The organism is Amycolatopsis rifamycinica, from assembly GCF_000695625.1.
Lineage (GTDB): Bacteria > Actinomycetota > Actinomycetes > Mycobacteriales > Pseudonocardiaceae > Amycolatopsis > Amycolatopsis rifamycinica.
In genome coordinates this window covers 1-16,646 of record NZ_JMQI01000039.1, presented here as the reverse complement: position 1 = coordinate 16,646, position 16,646 = coordinate 1, and the positions used below count along the sequence as shown (strand labels likewise).

Below are 16,646 nucleotides of genomic sequence, written 5' to 3'. Positions count from 1 at the left end.
GCTAGTCCAGCTTTCCGGGCACGATCTGCAGGTAGATCAGGGTGATCACGAAGTTCACGACGAACAGCAGCAGGAACGTGATGACCACCGACTGGTTCACCGCGTCCCCGACGCCCTTCGGGCCGCCGGAGGGGTTGAGACCCCGGTAGGACGCGACGACGGCGGCGATGAACCCGAAGATCAGCGCCTTGAGCTCGCCGACCCAGAGGTCGGGAAGCTGCGCGAGGGCGGAGAAGCTCGCCAGGTACGCACCCGGCGTCCCGCCCTGCAGCACGACGTTGAAGAAGTAGCCGCCCAGCACGCCGATGACGCTGACCATGCCGTTGAGCAGCAGCGCGACGAGCATCATGGCCAGGGTGCGCGGCACGATCAGCCGCTGGACCGCGGAGACGCCGAGCACCTCCATCGCGGCGATCTCTTCGCGGATGGTCCGGGCGCCGATGTCGGCGCAGACGGCGGAGCCGCCCGCGCCCGCCACCAGCAGCGCGGTGACCAGCGGACTGGCCTGCTGCACGGTGGCGAGCACGGAGCCCGCGCCGGTGTAGGACTGCGCGCCCAGCTGGCGGGCGAGCGAGCCGAACTGCAGCGAGATGACCGCGCCGAAGGGGATGGCCACCAGGGCCGTCGGCAGGATGGTCACGCTCGCGATGAACCAGGACTGCTGGATGAACTCCCGCAGCTGGAAGGGCCTCTGGAACAGGCCGCGGACGATGTCCAGGCCGAGAGCGAACAGGTTCCCGGTCTCGCGGAGCATGCCGATCCCGGGGATCTTCGCCTGTGTTGCGGGAGAGCTCACCAGCCACCTGGCCCGTTGTTCGGTGGCATGCGGTGCGTGCCGGTTCTCGGCGGCTGGCCGCCGCCCGGGATGCGGGCCACCTGGTCGGCGGGCAGCTGCCCGTGGTGCTGGCTCGGGACGCCGTCACCCTGCGGGCGCGCCCCGACCTGCTGCGGCTGTCCGCGGTGCGGGCGCACACCGTAGTGGCGCTGCTCCTCCGGGCTCAGCGACTCGATGATGCTCTCCTGCGCGGCCGGCGGCAGCCGGTGCATGATCTCCATGACGCGGTCCTTGCGGCGGACGGCCCCCATCCGGGTGGGCACGCCCGGCGTCGGCTGCATCTGCGGCGGCACCCCGGAGATGTCCTCGACGCCGCCCGCGTGGTGACCGGCCTCGAACATCGCCTGCTCGGCGGCCATCTGGGCGCTGTCCTTCTCCTCGGACATCCCGATCGGGCCCTGCATCTTGCCGTTGAGGAACTGCTTGACGACCGGCTCTTCGCTGGTCAGCAGCACCTCGCGCGGGCCGAACATGACCAGTTCCTTGCGGAAGAGCATGCCGAGGTTGTCCGGGACCGTGCGGGCCAGGTTGATGTTGTGGGTGACGATCAGGAACGTCGCGTCGATCTGCGCGTTGACGTCGAGGAACAGCTGCGAGATGTAGGTGGTGCGGACCGGGTCGAGGCCGGAGTCCGGCTCGTCGACCAGGATGATCTCGGGGTCCAGCACCAGGGCGCGGGCCAGGCCGGCGCGCTTGCGCATCCCGCCGGAGATCTCGCCCGGCAGCTTCTTGTCGGCGCCGTTCAGGCCGGTCATGTCGAGCTTTTCGAGCACGATCCGGCGGATTTCCGTCTCGGACTTCTTCGTGTGCTCGCGCAGCGGGAAGGCGACGTTGTCGTAGAGGTTCATCGAGCCGAACAGCGCGCCGTCCTGGAAGAGGACGCCGAAGAGCTTCCGGATCTCGTAGAGCTTGTGCTCGGAGCAGGTGACGATGTCGACACCGTTGATCACGCAGCGGCCGCGGTCGGGCTTCAGCAGCCCGATCATCGACTTCAGGAAGACCGACTTGCCGGTCCCCGACGGGCCGAGCATGGCCGACACTTCGCCCGGGGGGAGCGTCAACGTGACGTCCCGCCAGATGGCCTGCTTACCGAAGGACTTCGTCAGACCTTCGATGACCACCTCGGCACCCATCGCACCTCCAGGAGCTGTTCCGCGTCATTGCGCCCGCTGCCACACCCTGCCACCCACGCCGGCGGCGGGTGCGGGCCTGTGGCGCCCACGAACCCGCGTCAACCAGGTGCAACGAGCTGAGTGCGAACAGGTTACTCACCAGTTTTCTTTTCTGGCCAGACCTGGGTCCATCGTCATCCCGCCGTGATCGCCAACTGGCAGCACGGTAGCCCAAACGGGGCAACGGCGCAGGTCCGCGCGGCCCCGAAGCCACGATTTAGGGACCCCGGGGAGATCCGGACACCGCTCCTAGGGGCTGCGGCAGGCCCGCAGCTCAGGAAGTCGTGGAAACGGAACGGGCGGGCATCCGAAGTGGATGCCCGCCCGTTCGCGAGGTGGTGCGTAGGCGCTTGCGCGCCCGGGATCACTTGATGGTGATCTTGGCGCCCGCGGCCTCGAGCTTCTCCTTGGCGGCCTCGGCGGCCTCCTTGTCGACCTTCTCCAGGAGGGCCTTGGGAGCGGCCTCGACCAGCTCCTTGGCCTCCTTCAGGCCCAGGCCCGAGACGACCTCGCGGACGACCTTGATGACCTGGATCTTCTTGTCGCCGGCGCCCTCGAGGACGACGTCGAACTCGTCCTGCTCCTCGGCGGCGGCGGCCGGGGCGGCACCCGGGGCGGCAGCGGCGACGGCGACCGGCGCGGCGGCGGTCACGTCGAAGACCTCTTCGAACTCCTTCACGAACTCGGACAGCTCGAGGAGGGTCAGCTCCTTGAAGGCGTCGATCAGCTCGGCGGTGCTCAGCTTCGCCATGATGGCTTCCTCTCAGAAAAACGAACGAGACGTTCGGGGTGGGGGGTGGTTCAGCTCTCGGCGGGTGCTTCGGCTGCTTCGGTACCGGCGGCTTCGCGCTGCTTTTCCTCCAGCGCCGCAGCCAGGCGGGCGACCTGGGACGCCGGCGCCTGGAACAGCGCGGCGGCCTGGGACAGCTTCGCCTTGAACGCGCCCGCCGCCTTGGCGAGCAGGACCTCACGGCTGTCGAGATCGGCGATCCGGTTGATCTCGTCCACGGACAGCGCGCGGCCGTCCATGTAGCCGCCCTTGATCACAAGCGCGTTGTTGTCCTTCGCGAAGTCGCGAAGCGCCTTGGCGGCGTCGACAGCTTCACCCTCGACGAAGGCGATGGCGGTCGCGCCGACGAACAGGTCCTCGAGACCCTGGATGCCGGCGTCCTCGGCCGCCCGCTTGACCAGGGTGTTCTTCGCGACCCGGTACTTGGCACTGGTGCCGAGAGCGCGGCGCAGCTGGGACAGCTGGGACACGGAGAGGCCGGTGTACTGGGTAACGACGGTGGCCGAGCTGGTGCGGAAGCTCTCCGCGATCTCGGCGACGGCCGCCACCTTGTCGGGCTTCGCCATGGTCGCCTCCTCTCTTGGCTAGTGTTTCCACTGGCTTTTCGAGGGGCTCCGCGAAACGACAAAACGCCCTCGCGCAGACAGGCGCGGGGCGTTGTAGGGCACAAGGAGTGCCCGGCCTCGTTCCTCCTGCGCGGGCCGCCCGGCGTGATGCGGGACCTTCGTTCCCCGTGGGAACGGGGAAAACCAGCGGTCTTCGGTAGAACCGTCGTCAACTATACCCCGCCCGCTGTCGAGGATTTCTCGGGGGCCCTTCCTGACCTGCGTTTAGGGCGCCTGGGGGTTCCTCACGGCGTCCCGGAGGGCATCATGGTGACGTGGCGGAGCAGCGCGATGACGGAAAGCCGGGCTCGGAGATCGAACCGGCGGGCCCCCGCCCGCCCGCGGCGGGCAACGGCCGGCCCGGCTCTGGCCATGGCTCTTCAGGGCTTCCCCAGCCGGGCAACGCTGCCGCACCCACTCACGGTTCCCCCGCGCTCCCGCAGCCCGGCAACGCTCCCGTCCCCGTCCAGGGCACTCCGCCGCTCCCCCAGCCGTCCGGGCAGCCGCCGGTGGATCCCGCGGAGGTCGAGCAGTTCCGCCAGTTCCAGCAGTTCCAGGACTACCTGCGCTTCACCCAGGCCCAGCAGGGCCACCAGCCGGCCCCCGTGCCGGACGCGGGTGTCGTCCAGGCGCCGCCGTCCCAGCCCGCCTCCCAGCCGGGCGGCCACCCGCCGATGATCCCGCCGGGCTACCAGCTGGTTCCGGTCGAGCGCCGCCGAGCGCCGAAGTGGGTGACCTGGCTCGGCAAGAAAGTCCTCGCCTGGGTGCTGGCCTTCATCCTCCTCGCCATCGCGGGCACGTGGCTCTACAACCACTTCTTCCCCAACGACGCCGGCAAGACCTCCGCCCAGCTCGCCCAGGAGGGCGGCGGGAAGTACCACACGAACCACGTGTTCTCGACGAACCCGTACGAGGCGGTGCGGATGGTCTACCACAACGTCGCCCAGGGCCGGGTCGACGACGCCTGCGGCCGGTTCCAGAACGAGGGCCAGCGCGACGTCCAGACCCAGTTCGCGCAGGACGTCGCCCAGACGTTCCGCCAGAACGCCGCCCAGACCGACTGCAAGAAGGCCGTCGAGTTCCTCGCCACGAAGGTGACGAACAAGAACGACTACGCCGAATCCCTGCCGTCCAGCGTCTCGGCGCCCCTGCCCGGAGACACGGTGACGATCGATTCGTGCACGTTCCCCGTCACGGGCGGCCCGGCGCTCGGGGTGTTCACGGTGTCGAAGGTCGAGAAGGGGCAGTGGCTGATCACCGGCCACGCGATCGGGCCGGCGAAGTGCAGCGGCGCCCCGACGGTGACGCCGACCAGCCGTTAGCGCGGGTGCGGCGCCGACAGGAACGACACCAGGGCCTCCGCGAACGCCGGTGACATCACCGCCGTCATGTGGTCGCCCGGGATGCGCACCAACCGCGCCCCCGCGATGGCCGCCGCGAGGCGCTCCGGCTCGGCCGCCAGCTGGTCCTGTTCGCCCGCCAGCACCAGCGTCGGGACGCCGATCGCCGACAGGTCCAAGTGACCCTCCCGCGAAGCCAGCGCCACCGCCGCCAGTGCCTGGCGATCGCCGCCCACCGCGTCGGCCAGCAACCGGAACGGCACTCCCGAGCGCGGGACCAACGCCGGATCCTCCGCCAGCAGTGCCGAGGCGATGTCGGCCGGCTTCACCACGCGCAGGTCCACGCCGCCGAAGTCGACGATGCCCGAGCCCACGCCTCCGGTGGCGAGGCAGCGGATGCGCTTGTCCGCCGCCGTCACCGTCAGGGCGATGATCGCGCCCATCGAGTAGCCGACCATCGAGACCTCGTCGAGGGCCAGCTCGTCGAGCAGTGCCGAGACGTCCTGCGCCATGCTGTCCGCGGCGTAGCGGGATTCGTCGTGCGGCTTCTCCGAGCGGCCGTGGCCACGCGCGTCCAGCGAGATCACCGTGAAGCCCGCCGACCGCAGGGCCGCCACCACGCCGGTGGAAATCCAGTTCGCGTTCGTGTCCGCGGCGAAACCGTGCTGCAGCAGCACCGGGCGGTGGGCGCCGTCGCCCTCCCACACCGTGTAGTGCAACCGGAGCCCGTCGAACGACGCGAAAGTCGGCATGACATCCATGAGACACGAAGAAAGGGCGCCCCCGCAGTAAGCGGGGACGCCCTTTCTGGTGATCTCAGACTCAGACCGCAGCTTCCTCGGAGAGGAGGTTGCGGGTCCGCAGCGGGTCGACCGGGATGCCCGGGCCCATCGTGGTGGTGAAGGTGACCTTCTTGAGGTAGCGGCCCTTCGCCGACGACGGCTTGGCGCGGAGGATCTCGTCCAGCGCGGCGGCGTAGTTCTCGACCAGCTTCTCCGTGTCGAAGGAAGCTTTGCCGATCACCAGGTGCAGGTTGGCCTGCTTGTCGACGCGGAAGTTGATCTTACCGCCCTTGATGTCCTGCACGGCCTTCGCGACCGCGGGGGTCACCGTGCCGGTCTTCGGGTTCGGCATCAGGCCACGCGGGCCGAGGATGCGGGCGATGCGGCCCACCTTGGCCATCTGGTCCGGCGTCGCGATCGCGGCGTCGAAGTCGAGCCAGCCACCCTGGATGCGCTCGATCAGTTCGTCGGTACCGACCGCGTCCGCGCCGGCGGCTTCGGCCTCGGCGGCCTTGTCGCCGACGGCGAAGACGATGACGCGGGCGGTCTTACCGGTGCCGTGCGGCAGGTTCACGGTGCCGCGGACCATCTGGTCGGCCTTGCGGGGGTCCACACCGAGACGCATCGCGACCTCGACGGTCGCGTCCATCTTGGTCTTGGAGGTCTCCTTCGCCAGCTTCGCGGCCTCGAGCGGCGCGTACAGGCGCGCCTTGTCGATGAGCTCCGCAGCCTGGCGGTAAGCCTTGCTGTGCTTGGGCATGTCTGCTGTTCCTCAATTCAACGGATCAGTGTGGTGACGAGCCAGCCCTGGCTCTCCCACGGGTACTTCAGGAAATCAGGCGTCGACGACCGTGATGCCCATCGAACGAGCAGTGCCGGCGATGATCTTCGCGGCCTGGTCGATGTCGTGCGCGTTGAGGTCGGTCTCCTTGGTCTTGGCGATCTCGCGGACCTGGTCCCAGGTGACCTTGGCGACCTTGGTCTTGTGCGGCTCGCCGGAGCCCTTCTCCACGCCCGCGGCCTTCAGCAGCAGCTTCGCGGCCGGCGGCGTCTTCAGCTTGAAGTCGAACGACCGGTCCTCGTACACGGAGATCTCGACCGGGACGACGTCCCCGCGCTGCGACTCGGTCGCGGCGTTGTAGGCCTTGCAGAACTCCATGATGTTGACGCCGTGCTGACCCAGCGCGGGGCCGACCGGCGGCGCGGGGTTGGCCGCACCCGCCTTGATCTGCAGCTTGATGATCGCCGCAAGCTTCTTCTTCTTGGGTGGCATTTCTTTTCCTGTCCTGTACTACGTTCCCCGCGTACCTGCCGTGGACGCGGGGACTGCGGCCGAGGAGGCCGGCCGTCAGATCTTGGAGACCTGGTTGAACGACAGCTCGACCGGGGTCTCCCGGCCGAAGATCGACACCAGGACCTTCAGCTTCTGCCCGTCGACGTTGACCTCGGAGATCGTCGCCGGCAGCGTCGCGAACGGGCCGTCCATGACCGTGACCGACTCGCCGACCTCGAAGTCGACCTCGACCGTCGGGCCGCCGAGCTGCGACGAGGCCGAGGTGGTCTCGCCCTTGCTGGCCTTGGCCGGGGCTTCCTTCTCGACCTGCGGGGCGAGGAACTTCAGCACCTCGTCCACGGTCAGCGGCGACGGCCGCGAGGTGGCGCCGACGAACCCGGTGACACCCGGCGTGTTGCGCACCGCGCTCCACGAGGCGTCGTTCAGGTCCATCCGGACCAGGATGTAGCCGGGCAGCACCTTGCGCTGCACCTGCTTGCGCTGGCCGTTCTTGATCTCGGTGACCTCTTCGGTCGGAACCTCGATCTGGAAGATGTAGTCCTCGACGTCCAGGGTCTGGGTCCGGGTCTCGAGGTTGGTCTTCACCTTGTTCTCGTACCCGGCGTACGAGTGCACGACGTACCACTCGCCGGGCGCGGCGAGAAGCTCGGAACGCAGCTTGGCGACCGGGTCCTCGTCGTCCGCGGCGGGCTCGGCTTCGTCGGCCGCGGCGACGTCGCCGTCACCCTCGCCGTCGGAAACCGCGTCCTCGTCACCGGAGGCGTCGTCGGAAGCGTCGTCGACCTCGGAGTCCGACACGTCGACGGGCTCGAGGTGCGCGGACTCCTCGTCACCGAGTGCCGCGTGCACCTGCTCGTCGGAAAGCTCGGTCAGGTCGTGACCGGCTGCTGTGCCGTTGTCGGAGGTCACGTTCCGTCCTCTCAGTTGATCATTGCGGGCCAAGGCCGGGACCTGGGCCCCATCGGCGCGCGCCGGGGGCGCGTCAGCCGAAGATCTTGCCGATGCCCCACTTGAATGCCAGGTCGAGCACGCTCACCAGGCCCACCATGAACACCACGAAGACCAGCACGACGATGGTGTAGGTGACCATCTGCTTGCGGTTGGGCCAGATGACCTTGCGCAGTTCCGCCCAGACCTCGCGGATGAAGCGCACCAGCCGCGCGAACACGGAAGCCTTCTTCGGCTTCTGGTCGCGCTTCGGAGTCGGAGCGCCCTTCGCGTCGGGGGCGGTCTTCTCCCCCGACTTCCCGGCCGGGCGGGTCTTGTCGTCCGCACGTGCCGCGGACTTCCCCGCCGGACGAGCGGTCGCACGGCGCTCACGCCGGGCAGCGGCTGTGACGGGACGGGACGGGCTCTCGGGCTTCTGCCCGGCGCCGTCCTGCTCCTGCTCGCCGCCGCTGGCGTCGCTGTCGCTCACGACCACTCCTCCGCTCCACCAGTTCCGTTACGCAGGGGTGACAGGACTTGAACCTGCAACCTGCGGTTTTGGAGACCGCTGCTCTGCCAATTGAGCTACACCCCTGTGGAGCCCCGATCGCTCGGAGCCCCGGAGGACGCATTCCATCGTCCCCACCATCCAGGCGGGGATGACCGTAGTGCGTTCCAAGTCCCGAAGTCTACGGCAAGCCTCGCGAGAGCCCGCAACCGCGCCCCCCGATCGACCACCGCACCCCGGCCGGCCTGCGGAAAACTCCCCGCCGGCCTCCTGATCATGCCAGGATGTCCGCCATGACGACCACCCCCCGTCCGGCGGGGGCTCCGATGCGGCTCGGGCTCGCGCTCCCCCAGTACGGCGCCCTCGCCGACCCCGCGGCCGTGCCGCGGTTCGCGACGGCCGCGGAGGACCTCGGCTTCAGCTCACTCTGGGTGGGCGACCGGATCCTGACGCCGCTGGCGCCGTCGGACCTGTACCCGGGCGGCGGGACGCCGGAACACCCGTACCCCACGGAGTTCGAGACCTTCGCCGACCCGTTCACGACGCTGGCGGCCGCGGCCGCGGTGACCCGCACGGCCCGGCTGGGGATGAGCGCGCTGACCGGCCCGGTCTACCCGCCGGTGCTGCTCGCCCGGGCGCTGACCTCGCTCGACCTGGCCAGCTCGGGACGGCTGGACGCCGGTTTCGGGCTCGGCTGGCTGCGCGAGGAGTACTTCGCCGCCGGGGTGCCGTGGGAAGGCCGCGGCCGGCAGCTCGAAGACCTGCTCGACGCCCTCGAAGCGCTCTGGACCGGCGATCCGGCGGAGCACGAAGGCCCGCAGTGGCGGATCGCGCCGTCGACGGTCGGCCTGCGCCCGACGCAGACCCCGCGCCCGCCGGTGCTGCTCGGCGGGTTCTCGCCGCCGGCGCTGGCCAGGGTGGGGCGCCGCGCGGACGGCTGGCTCGCCGGCTGGATGCCGGAGCAGTACCTCACCGGCCTCTGGTCGGTCGCGCTCGAAGCCGCCGCGAAGGCGGGCCGGGATCCGGCCGCCCTGCGCCGCGTCCTGCGGATCAACCCGCGGCCCGGCACCGCCGTCGAGACGGCCGCCGACGTCCTGCCCTGCCTCGACGTGGCTCGCGAGCTGGGCATTTCCGAAGTGCTCGTCGACCTGCACTACGTCGCGAAGAACGTCGACCACGCCCTGGACCTCGCCGGCGAACTGATCACGAACGCGGACTGACCCGCGCCGGATGTGACGCACGTCTCGCGCAGGCGTTCATTGTTCTATTATAGTTAGAACTATGCTCGTCCACATCGATCCGAGCTCCACCGTCCCGCTCTTCGAGCAGGTGGCCGCCTCGCTCCGCCGGTCACTGGCCGACGGTCACCCGGCGCCCGGGCAGCAGCTGCCACCGGCCCGGGAACTGGCCGCGGCCCTCGAGATCAACGTCCACACCGTGCTGCGGGCGTATGCGCTGCTTCGCGACGAAGGCCTCATCGACCTGCGGCGACGCCGGGGTGCCGTCGTCATCGGCGGCGCGCCGACCCGCGCGCGGCTGGCCGAGCTGGCCGAGGACCTCGTTCGCGAGGCGAAGCGCGCGGGCGTCGGCCTCGACGAGCTCACCGGGGTGTTGAAGGAGAAGTACTCATGACCAAGCTGATCCGCGCCCTGTTCGCCACGGCCGTGCTGCCGGGTGCCGCGCTCGCCGTCGCGGGCGTCCTCGAAAACGCGTGGGCGCACCGGCTGCCCGACCCCGTCGCGACGCACTGGAACAGCACGCCGGACAGCGCCACCCCGCTCGGGGTGTTCACCGGCGTGTGCCTCGGGCTCGGCGTGGCCGCCGTGCTGCTCCTGGCCACCACGGCGGTCGCGGTGCTGCGCCGCGGGCGGCCGCTGCCGCGCGCGACCGTCGGCGTCGGCGCCGGGTTCGCCGCCCTGCCGGCCGCCGTCCTGCTGTCGGTGCTGGTGGCGAACCTCGACGTCCCGGACTGGCACGCGGCCCGCAGCGGCCTCGTCGTCGTGCTCTTCATGCTGGGCGCGGCCGCCATCGGCGTCGCGGCGGCGCTCGTCGGTGGCCTGCCGGCGCCCCCCGCTCGCGAAGGGGCCGCGCACCGGCCGAGCGTCGGCCTCCGGGCCGGGGAGCGCGCCTTCTGGGCCGGCCGGGCGGCGAACCCGGCGATGCTCTGGGCGCTGGCCGTCGTCCCCGTGGTGATCGCGCTCGTGCCCGCCGGGCTCCCGTGGGCGACGGCCGTCTGGCTCGCGCTGGTCGGCGTGGCGGTCGCGACGCTGACGTACCGGCTGTCGGCGACCGCGGACGCCCGGGGCGTGACGATCCGCTTCGGCCTCCTGGGCGTCCCCTGGCGGCACCTGGCGCTGACGGACATCCGCGAAGCGACCACACGCGAGCTGTCGACGTTCGGCGACGGTGGGCTCGGCCTGCGCTTCAACCCCGTCACCGGCACGACGGCGTACAAGGTCCGCGGCGGCCCGGCACTGGCCCTCGAGCTGGAGAGCGGCCGGACCGTGCTGGTCAGCGTGGACGACCCGGAGACGGGCGCGGGACTGGTCAACGACCTGCTCGCGCAGCGGATCACCCGGATTGACTAGGCCGGCGGCGCGGCGGGTTCGGTAGAAACGAAGAAGTGGCGAAGAAGAGCGGTGGCGGCGGCTGCCTGGTGCTCGTGCTCGTGGTCGGGCTGCTGGCCTTCGGGTACTACAAGTGGCAGCACGGCTCGTCGTCGGCGCCGCCGGAGGGCGTGGACACCGGCGGCGGCAGCGGCCGCTACGTCGCACTCGGCGACTCGTACACGTCGTCGCCGCGGACCGGGCGCCAGGCGGGCACCCCGGCCGGCTGCGACCGCTCGGACGACAACTACCCGCACCTGGTCTCGGCGAAGCTCAAGCCGGCCCAGTTCGCCGACGTCAGCTGCAGCGGCGCGACGACCGCGCACCTGACCGGGTCGCAGAAGACCGGCAACGGCACGAACCCGCCGCAGCTGGACGCGGTGACGGCGGAGACGACGCTGGTGACGGTGGGCATCGGCGGCAACGACGTCGGCTTCTTCTCGTACGCCTCGGGCTGCACGACGACCGACCAGAACGCCTCGCCGTGCCGGGACCGCCTGACGGCGGGCGGCCGCGACCAGCTGGCCGAGCGCGTCGACGCGACGGCCCCGAAGATCGCCGCGATCCTCGACCGCATCCACCAGCAGGCCCCGAAGGCGAAGGTGGTGGTGGTCGGCTACCCCACGGTGCTGCCCGAGGGCGCCGGCTGCTGGCCGTCACTGCCGTTCGGCGCCGGGGACATCGAGTACTTCCGCGGCGCGCTGGGCAAGCTGAACAAGATGCTGGAGGACCAGGCGGACGCGCACCGCGCGGGCTACGCGGACACGGCCACGCCGGGCAAGGGCCACGACGTGTGCTCGGCGTCGGACAAGCGCTGGATCGAGGGTCTGCTGCCGTCCTCGCCGGCCGCCCCGCTCCACCCGAACGCCCGGGGAGAGCGGGGCATGGCCGACGCGGTGCTGGCGGTCCTGAAGCTGCCGTAGCCGGTTTGCCGCGGCTGGGGTCTCAGAGGCGGACCAGGGCCTGCGGCTTCCCGAGCACGGTCTTGCCGTCGAACTTCACCACGAGGTCGATCCGCGCGATGCCGTCGTCCTTGACGTCGGCGACCTTCCCGGTGATCTCCACCAGCGCGCCCTCGGCCGTGTTCGGCACGACGACCGGGCGGGTGAACCGGGCGCTGAAGTCGACCAGCCGGGCCGGGTCGCCGAGCCAGTCGGTGACCACGCGGCCCGCCACCGCCATCGTCAGCATCCCGTGCGCGATCACGTCCGGCAGGCCGACGTCCTTCGCGAACTGCTCGTTCCAGTGGATCGGGTTGAAGTCCAGCGCCGCCCCGGCGTAGCGCACCAGCTGCTCGCGGGTGATCCGGACCTCGAGGGCGGGCAGCTCGTCGCCGGCTGTGACGTGCGGGGCTCCGCCACCCGGGCCCCCGAAAGCGGTAGTCACGCGTTCTCCCCTCGGACCACCAGCTGCGCGCGGGTGGTGCAGACCTTCTGGCCGGCGGCGTCGGTGATGTCCGCGCGGAGGCTGATGAAGTCGTTGCCGGCGCGGGCCATGATGGCGTCGATGTGGGTGGTCACCTCGAGCACGTCGCCGGCGAACACCGGGCGCGTGTAGGTGAAGCCCTGGTCGCCGTGCACCATCCGCGAGTAGTCGAGGCCGAGCTCGGGGTCGGTGACGATCGCGTTGATCGAGGCGAGGTTGATGATCGTGAGGAAGGTCGGCGGGGCGATCACGTCGGGGTGACCGGCTTCGCGGGCCGCCTCCGGGTCGCGGTAGACCGGGTTCGCGTCACCGATCGCGTCGGCGAACTCCCGGATCTTCTCCCGGCTCACTTCGTAGCTGGTCTGCGGCGGATAGCTCCGCCCGGTGAACGACTGGTCCAAGGGCACGGCGACGAGGCTACCAACAGCAAGAAGCCGCCCTGGTGATCCAGGGCGGCTTCTCGAAGCTGGTGAACGCGCTACGTCGTCAGCGGGTTTCCTTGTGCGTCCGGTGCGTGCCGCAGTTCGGGCAGAACTTCTTCATCTCCAGGCGATCCGGGTTGTTGCGCCGGTTCTTCTTGGTGATGTAGTTGCGGTGCTTGCACTCTTCGCACGCCAGCGTGATCTTGGGTCGCACGTCGGTGGCAGCCACAGCGTTTCCTTCTCTCTCAGGTCCCGGGGGCCAGCCCCGTCGTTACCGCGTAGCGGTGGCCGGACTTGAACCGGCGACACAGCGATTATGAGCCGCTTGCTCTGCCAACTGAGCTACACCGCCCTAACATGCCAAGCATGCCCAACCCCGGGGGTCCGGGGGCACGCCCCCGGCGGGGGTTTGGGGGCTCGGCCCCCAAAGGACACCGCGAAGCGAGCTAGGCTTGCGCTTCCTGCAAGCATAGCTCGCCCACTCGCGGAGCCCCTTTACGGAATCGAACCGTAGACCTTCTCCTTACCATGGAGACGCTCTGCCGACTGAGCTAAAGGGGCCTGGCCTCTCGCGAGGACTTGGAAAGATTAGCAAGGGGCTTCACCCGCCCGTGCAACCGGGGTCCCCTTAGCACAAAACCTCAGGTCAGAAGGGTCAACACGGTCTCGGAGTGGCGTCCGGGCGAGCGAGCCGTCCGAGCCTGCAGCCACGCCTCCAGGCGGTCCTCCGGCAGCGGCCGCGAGATCAGGTAGCCCTGGGCGACGTCACAGCCCATCGCCTCGAGCTGATCGCGCGCCACGTCCTCCTCGACGCCCTCGGCCACCACCGTCAGCCCGAGCGAGTGCCCCAGCTCGACGATCGACCGGACGACGGCGAGGTCGCCGAGGTCGGTGCCCATGCCGAGGACGAAGCTCTTGTCGATCTTGACCTGGTCGACCGGCAGCTGCCGCAGGTACGCCAGCGACGAGTACCCGGTCCCGAAGTCGTCCACGGCGAGGGTGATGCCCAGCGAGTGCAGCTCGCGCAGGATCGGCAGCGCCTTCTGCGGGTCGGACATCACGCCGGACTCGGTCAGCTCGAACGTCAGCAGCTCGGGCGGGATGCCGTAGTGCTCCAGCTCGCGAGCCACCTTGTTCGGGAAGTCCTCGTCGGCCAGGTTGCGCACCGACAGGTTGACCGCGACCGAGATCCGCAGGCCCTCGTCGAGCCACTTGCGGCAGCGCTTGAGCGCCTCGCCGAGCACGAAGCCCGTCAGGACGCCGATCAGGCCGGCCGCCTCGATGGCCGGGACGAACTCGTCCGGGCCGAGCCTGCCGAACTCCGGGTGCACCCAGCGGACCAGCGCCTCGACGCCCTGCACCTGCCGGTTCGGCAGGGTGATCTTCGGCTGGTAGTGCACGCTGACCTGGCCGTCCTCGAGGGACTGCCGGAACTGCGTGACCATCTGGAAGCGCCGCAGGAAGATCTGGCCCATGCTCGGCACGTAGCCGCGGACCTCTTCGCCACCCTTCGTCGCGCGGACGGCGACGTCGGCGCGCTGCAGCAATCCTTCGATGTCGACGACGTCGCCGGGTTCCTCCGCGGACGTCGTCGCGTAGCCGATCATCGCGTTCGCCTCGACCGAGAGCCGGTCGACCGGGTACGGCGCCGACAGCTCTTCGCGCAGCCGTTCCGCCGCGTGGTGGGCGTCCTCCGGCGGGCAGCCGACGAGCAGCGCCGCGAAGGACGCGCCTTCGAGCCGGGCGAGCGGGACGTCGGGGCCGAGCGCGTCGCGGATGCGACGGCCGGCCGCGACGACCATCCGGTCGGCCCAGGCGTAGCCGAGCGCGTCGCTGACGGTCGAGAACACGTCGAGGTCGATCCGCAGGACCACGGCGTTGGCGAAGTCCCGCAGCGGTTCCTTCGCCACCTGCCGGAAGCCCGGCCGGTTGAGGTGCCCGGTGAGCGGGTCGTGGTAGGCGTCGTGGCGCAGCGTCGCCAGCAGGCGCCGGTTGTCCAGCGACGTCGCGAGGTGGCTGGCCATCGTGCCGAGCAGCTGGACGTCGTACTTGCCGAAGCCGCGCCAGCGGGACAGCCGGTCGTGCGCCTCGACGACGCCGAGCAGCCGGTTCGCGCTGCGCAGCGGGACGACGAGCGCCTCCTGCGCGCCGCGGTCCAGCAGCGCCGCGCGGACGTCGGGGTTGGCCTCGGTGATCCGGAAGTGCCGGACGTGCGCGCCGGGCAGCCGCAGCAACGGGTCGTCGCCGGCCGGGTCGGCCACCGGCAGCTCGTCGCCCGCGACGACGACCCGCATGGTGTCCTTGGGCTCCAACCGCAGTCTCAGCACGACGCGGCCGGCGGCGAGCTGGTCCTTGATGCGCTCGGCGATCGTCGCCCACTCGCGGACGTCGACGCCGCCGACGAGCTCGTCGGCGCGGCTGGCCGGGCGCGCCGCGGCCTGCTGGCCCGAGCGGGCCACCATCAGGCTGACGTCCGAGAGCGCCTCCATGTCCCGCTGTTCGCGCAGCAGGTCGGAGTACGCCCAGTACAGCGCGGTGAGGCCGAGGAAGACGGCGAGCACCAGCGGCCACGCCTGCGGCGTGGTGGAGATGACGAGGTAGCCGGAGAGGCCGACGGAGGCGTTGACGAAGCCGACGACGAGGATCCGCCCGGTGAGCCGGACGGCGGTGCTCACCCGCATGCGGCGCCGCAGCACCCGGACCGCGGCCAGCGCGAGCAGGGTGCTCACCAGCGGCGCGGTCAGCGTGCCGGCCAGCGCCGCGACCCACGGGATCCCGTCCCCGGTCCCGACGGCGTGCTTGACCAGCCCGGCGACCGCGAAGGCGCCGGTGATTTCGAGCAGGAACGCGCCCGCGTTGTAGAGCACGCGGCCGGCGACCTTGCGCGCGAGCAGCGTGCCGATGCCGGCGATCAGGTGCGCCGCCAGCACGACTTCGAACGGCGCGATGAAGAAACCGATGACGAGCGGGATCTCGGTGAAGGAGATCGTCCACGAGATGCCGCTGCGGGCGTGTCCTGTAAGTGGTTGAGCTGGTCTTCTGGTAGTCGTGTTCGGTGGTTGGTCGCGGTGAGTTGACGGACAAGGCATGGGCAGTGATCGAGCCGTTGCTGCCGCCGCAGCAGGGCGGCGGGCGGCGATGGCGGGATCACCGTCAGGTGATCAATGCGATCCTGTGGAAGCTGCGCACCGGTGCTCCGTGGCGTGACCTGCCCGAACGCTATGGCCCGTGGAAGACCGCGCATGAGCGGCTGCGGTTGTGGACCAAGGACGGCACCTGGAACAAGATCCTTGACCGCGTGATCGTCAAAGACGACGCCGTCGGCGACCTCGAATGGATCATCTCGGTGGACTCGAGCGTGGTCCGGGCCCACCAGCATGCCGCTGGTGCCCGGAAAAAGGGGGATGCAGCGACGGAATCGAAGCCCTCGCACTCGACGGGGAAGGGCTCGGCCGGTCCCGAGGCGGGCTGAGCACGAAGATCCACCTCGCCGTCGAGGGGCGTGGCCTGCCGATGCGGTTCCTGCTCACCCCAGGCCAGGCCGGTGACAACCCGCAGTTGCTGCCGTTGCTGGATGGCATCAGCGTCGCCCGGATCGGACCGGGCCGGCCACGCTGCCGGCCGGAGACGGTGATCGCGGACAAAGCCTATTCGCATCCTTCGACCCGCCAGGCGATGCGAGACCGCAGGATCGCCTTCGTCAGTCCCGAGCGGGACGATCAGATCACCCGCCGCGCGGCCAAGGGCTCCCGCGGCGGGCGACCACCCACGTTCGATGCTGAGGTCTACAAGCAGCGCAACGTGGTCGAACGGTGCTTCAACCGGCTCAAGCAGTTCCGTGACCTAGCCACCCGCTATGCCAAACGCGCCGCCTACTACCAGGCCGAACTGACCATCGCCGCCATCGTGCTCTGGCTCCGATGACTTACAGGACAGCTCC

General features: G+C 70.2%; 18 protein-coding genes, 3 tRNA genes and 1 pseudogene. 6 read left to right on the top strand and 16 right to left on the bottom strand.

The genetic code is table 11. From position 1 onward, the window contains the following. Position 1 precedes the first annotated feature (1 nt). The 4 genes from DV20_RS18160 to rplJ form a co-directional block, all read right to left on the bottom strand. Entirely contained in the window at positions 2–754 is a 753-nt protein-coding gene (locus tag DV20_RS18160) for an MlaE family ABC transporter permease (RefSeq protein ID WP_013222532.1), read from the bottom strand. A gap of 38 nt (positions 755–792) precedes the next feature. Beyond that, entirely contained in the window at positions 793–1,968 is a 1,176-nt protein-coding gene (locus tag DV20_RS18155) for an ABC transporter ATP-binding protein (RefSeq protein ID WP_043781776.1), read from the bottom strand. Between the two features lie 403 nt (positions 1,969–2,371). Next, positions 2,372–2,758, bottom strand: coding sequence for a 50S ribosomal protein L7/L12 (gene rplL, locus DV20_RS18150; RefSeq protein WP_043781774.1), 387 nt, complete (start codon positions 2,756–2,758; stop codon positions 2,372–2,374). A gap of 50 nt (positions 2,759–2,808) precedes the next feature. Further along, entirely contained in the window at positions 2,809–3,363 is a 555-nt protein-coding gene (rplJ, locus tag DV20_RS18145; protein ID WP_043781773.1) for a 50S ribosomal protein L10, read from the bottom strand. A gap of 548 nt (positions 3,364–3,911) precedes the next feature. On the opposite strand from rplJ, the gene DV20_RS18140 reads away from it, so the two are divergent. Then, positions 3,912–4,724 (top strand): hypothetical protein, encoded by an 813-nt coding sequence (locus DV20_RS18140; protein ID WP_235190869.1) that lies wholly within the window; start codon positions 3,912–3,914, stop codon positions 4,722–4,724. Here DV20_RS18140 and DV20_RS18135 read toward each other — a convergent pair. From DV20_RS18135 to DV20_RS18110, 6 genes are all read right to left on the bottom strand, one after another. Then, positions 4,721–5,494, bottom strand: a complete 774-nt coding sequence (locus DV20_RS18135) for an alpha/beta fold hydrolase (protein WP_043781767.1) — start codon at positions 5,492–5,494, stop codon at positions 4,721–4,723. The genes DV20_RS18140 and DV20_RS18135 overlap by 4 nt on opposite strands. 70 nt (positions 5,495–5,564) lie before the next feature. Beyond that, positions 5,565–6,284, bottom strand: a complete 720-nt coding sequence (gene rplA, locus DV20_RS18130) for a 50S ribosomal protein L1 (protein WP_043781765.1) — start codon at positions 6,282–6,284, stop codon at positions 5,565–5,567. A 75-nt stretch (positions 6,285–6,359) separates the two neighbouring features. Then, positions 6,360–6,797 carry a 50S ribosomal protein L11 gene (gene rplK, locus DV20_RS18125; RefSeq protein WP_043781763.1) on the bottom strand — a complete coding sequence of 146 codons (438 nt, stop codon included), beginning with the start codon at positions 6,795–6,797 and terminating at the stop codon, positions 6,360–6,362. A gap of 75 nt (positions 6,798–6,872) precedes the next feature. Further along, entirely contained in the window at positions 6,873–7,727 is an 855-nt protein-coding gene (nusG, locus tag DV20_RS18120; RefSeq protein WP_043781760.1) for a transcription termination/antitermination protein NusG, read from the bottom strand. Between the two features lie 73 nt (positions 7,728–7,800). Then, positions 7,801–8,241: a preprotein translocase subunit SecE gene (gene secE, locus DV20_RS18115; RefSeq protein ID WP_043781758.1), complete on the bottom strand. Its 441-nt coding sequence runs from the start codon at positions 8,239–8,241 to the stop codon at positions 7,801–7,803. A gap of 26 nt (positions 8,242–8,267) precedes the next feature. Further along, positions 8,268–8,340: transfer RNA gene (locus tag DV20_RS18110), tRNA-Trp, on the bottom strand. Between the two features lie 206 nt (positions 8,341–8,546). Here DV20_RS18110 and DV20_RS18105 point away from each other — a divergent pair. From DV20_RS18105 to DV20_RS18090, 4 genes are all read left to right on the top strand, one after another. After that, complete coding sequence (locus DV20_RS18105) at positions 8,547–9,473, top strand: TIGR03619 family F420-dependent LLM class oxidoreductase (protein ID WP_043781987.1); 927 nt, start codon at positions 8,547–8,549, stop codon at positions 9,471–9,473. A gap of 61 nt (positions 9,474–9,534) precedes the next feature. Continuing rightward, positions 9,535–9,885 (top strand): GntR family transcriptional regulator, encoded by a 351-nt coding sequence (locus tag DV20_RS18100; RefSeq protein ID WP_043781756.1) that lies wholly within the window; start codon positions 9,535–9,537, stop codon positions 9,883–9,885. After that, positions 9,882–10,841: a hypothetical protein gene (locus tag DV20_RS18095; protein WP_043781754.1), complete on the top strand. Its 960-nt coding sequence runs from the start codon at positions 9,882–9,884 to the stop codon at positions 10,839–10,841. Before DV20_RS18100 ends, DV20_RS18095 begins: the two co-directional genes overlap by 4 nt. Positions 10,842–10,876: 35 nt before the next feature. Then, on the top strand, positions 10,877–11,782 hold the full coding sequence (locus tag DV20_RS18090; protein ID WP_043781752.1) for an SGNH/GDSL hydrolase family protein: 906 nt from the start codon (positions 10,877–10,879) through the stop codon (positions 11,780–11,782). Positions 11,783–11,804: 22 nt separating this feature from the next. Here DV20_RS18090 and DV20_RS18085 read toward each other — a convergent pair whose 3' ends face one another. The 6 genes and pseudogenes from DV20_RS18085 to DV20_RS18060 all read right to left on the bottom strand — a co-directional run. Then, positions 11,805–12,245 carry a MaoC family dehydratase gene (locus tag DV20_RS18085; protein ID WP_043781751.1) on the bottom strand — a complete coding sequence of 147 codons (441 nt, stop codon included), beginning with the start codon at positions 12,243–12,245 and terminating at the stop codon, positions 11,805–11,807. Then, a complete protein-coding gene (locus tag DV20_RS18080) occupies positions 12,242–12,691 on the bottom strand; it encodes a MaoC family dehydratase N-terminal domain-containing protein (RefSeq protein WP_043781749.1) in 450 nt (149 codons plus the stop codon). Before DV20_RS18080 ends, DV20_RS18085 begins: the two co-directional genes overlap by 4 nt. Before the next feature lie 79 nt (positions 12,692–12,770). After that, a complete protein-coding gene (rpmG, locus tag DV20_RS18075) occupies positions 12,771–12,935 on the bottom strand; it encodes a 50S ribosomal protein L33 (protein ID WP_005152047.1) in 165 nt (54 codons plus the stop codon). 50 nt (positions 12,936–12,985) lie between these two features. Then, a tRNA-Met gene (locus DV20_RS18070) sits at positions 12,986–13,058 on the bottom strand. Between the two features lie 136 nt (positions 13,059–13,194). Further along, a tRNA-Thr gene (locus DV20_RS18065) sits at positions 13,195–13,267 on the bottom strand. A gap of 80 nt (positions 13,268–13,347) precedes the next feature. Continuing rightward, positions 13,348–15,714 (bottom strand): annotated as a pseudogene (locus DV20_RS18060) (putative bifunctional diguanylate cyclase/phosphodiesterase); the annotation flags it as partial. 47 nt (positions 15,715–15,761) lie between these two features. On the opposite strand from DV20_RS18060, the gene DV20_RS44070 reads away from it, so the two are divergent. Beyond that, a protein-coding gene (locus tag DV20_RS44070; RefSeq protein ID WP_235190703.1) for an IS5 family transposase occupies positions 15,762–16,630 on the top strand; the annotation gives its coding sequence in 2 pieces (ribosomal slippage) (positions 15,762–16,133 and positions 16,136–16,630; 867 coding nt in all). Positions 16,631–16,646: the final 16 nt, after the last annotated feature.

Bases quoted from the DNA above. Each gene is read 5' to 3' on its own strand.
- DV20_RS18160 (WP_013222532.1), bottom strand. From the start codon at position 754: ATGCTCCGCGAGACCGGGAACCTGTTCGCTCTCGGCCTGGACATCGTC.
- DV20_RS18155 (WP_043781776.1), bottom strand. From the start codon at position 1,968: ATGGGTGCCGAGGTGGTCATCGAAGGTCTGACGAAGTCCTTCGGTAAG.
- rplL (WP_043781774.1), bottom strand. From the start codon at position 2,758: ATGGCGAAGCTGAGCACCGCCGAGCTGATCGACGCCTTCAAGGAGCTG.
- rplJ (WP_043781773.1), bottom strand. From the start codon at position 3,363: ATGGCGAAGCCCGACAAGGTGGCGGCCGTCGCCGAGATCGCGGAGAGC.
- DV20_RS18135 (WP_043781767.1), bottom strand. From the start codon at position 5,494: ATGCCGACTTTCGCGTCGTTCGACGGGCTCCGGTTGCACTACACGGTG.
- rplA (WP_043781765.1), bottom strand. From the start codon at position 6,284: ATGCCCAAGCACAGCAAGGCTTACCGCCAGGCTGCGGAGCTCATCGAC.
- rplK (WP_043781763.1), bottom strand. From the start codon at position 6,797: ATGCCACCCAAGAAGAAGAAGCTTGCGGCGATCATCAAGCTGCAGATC.
- DV20_RS18105 (WP_043781987.1), top strand. From the start codon at position 8,547: ATGACGACCACCCCCCGTCCGGCGGGGGCTCCGATGCGGCTCGGGCTC.
- DV20_RS18100 (WP_043781756.1), top strand. From the start codon at position 9,535: ATGCTCGTCCACATCGATCCGAGCTCCACCGTCCCGCTCTTCGAGCAG.
- DV20_RS18095 (WP_043781754.1), top strand. From the start codon at position 9,882: ATGACCAAGCTGATCCGCGCCCTGTTCGCCACGGCCGTGCTGCCGGGT.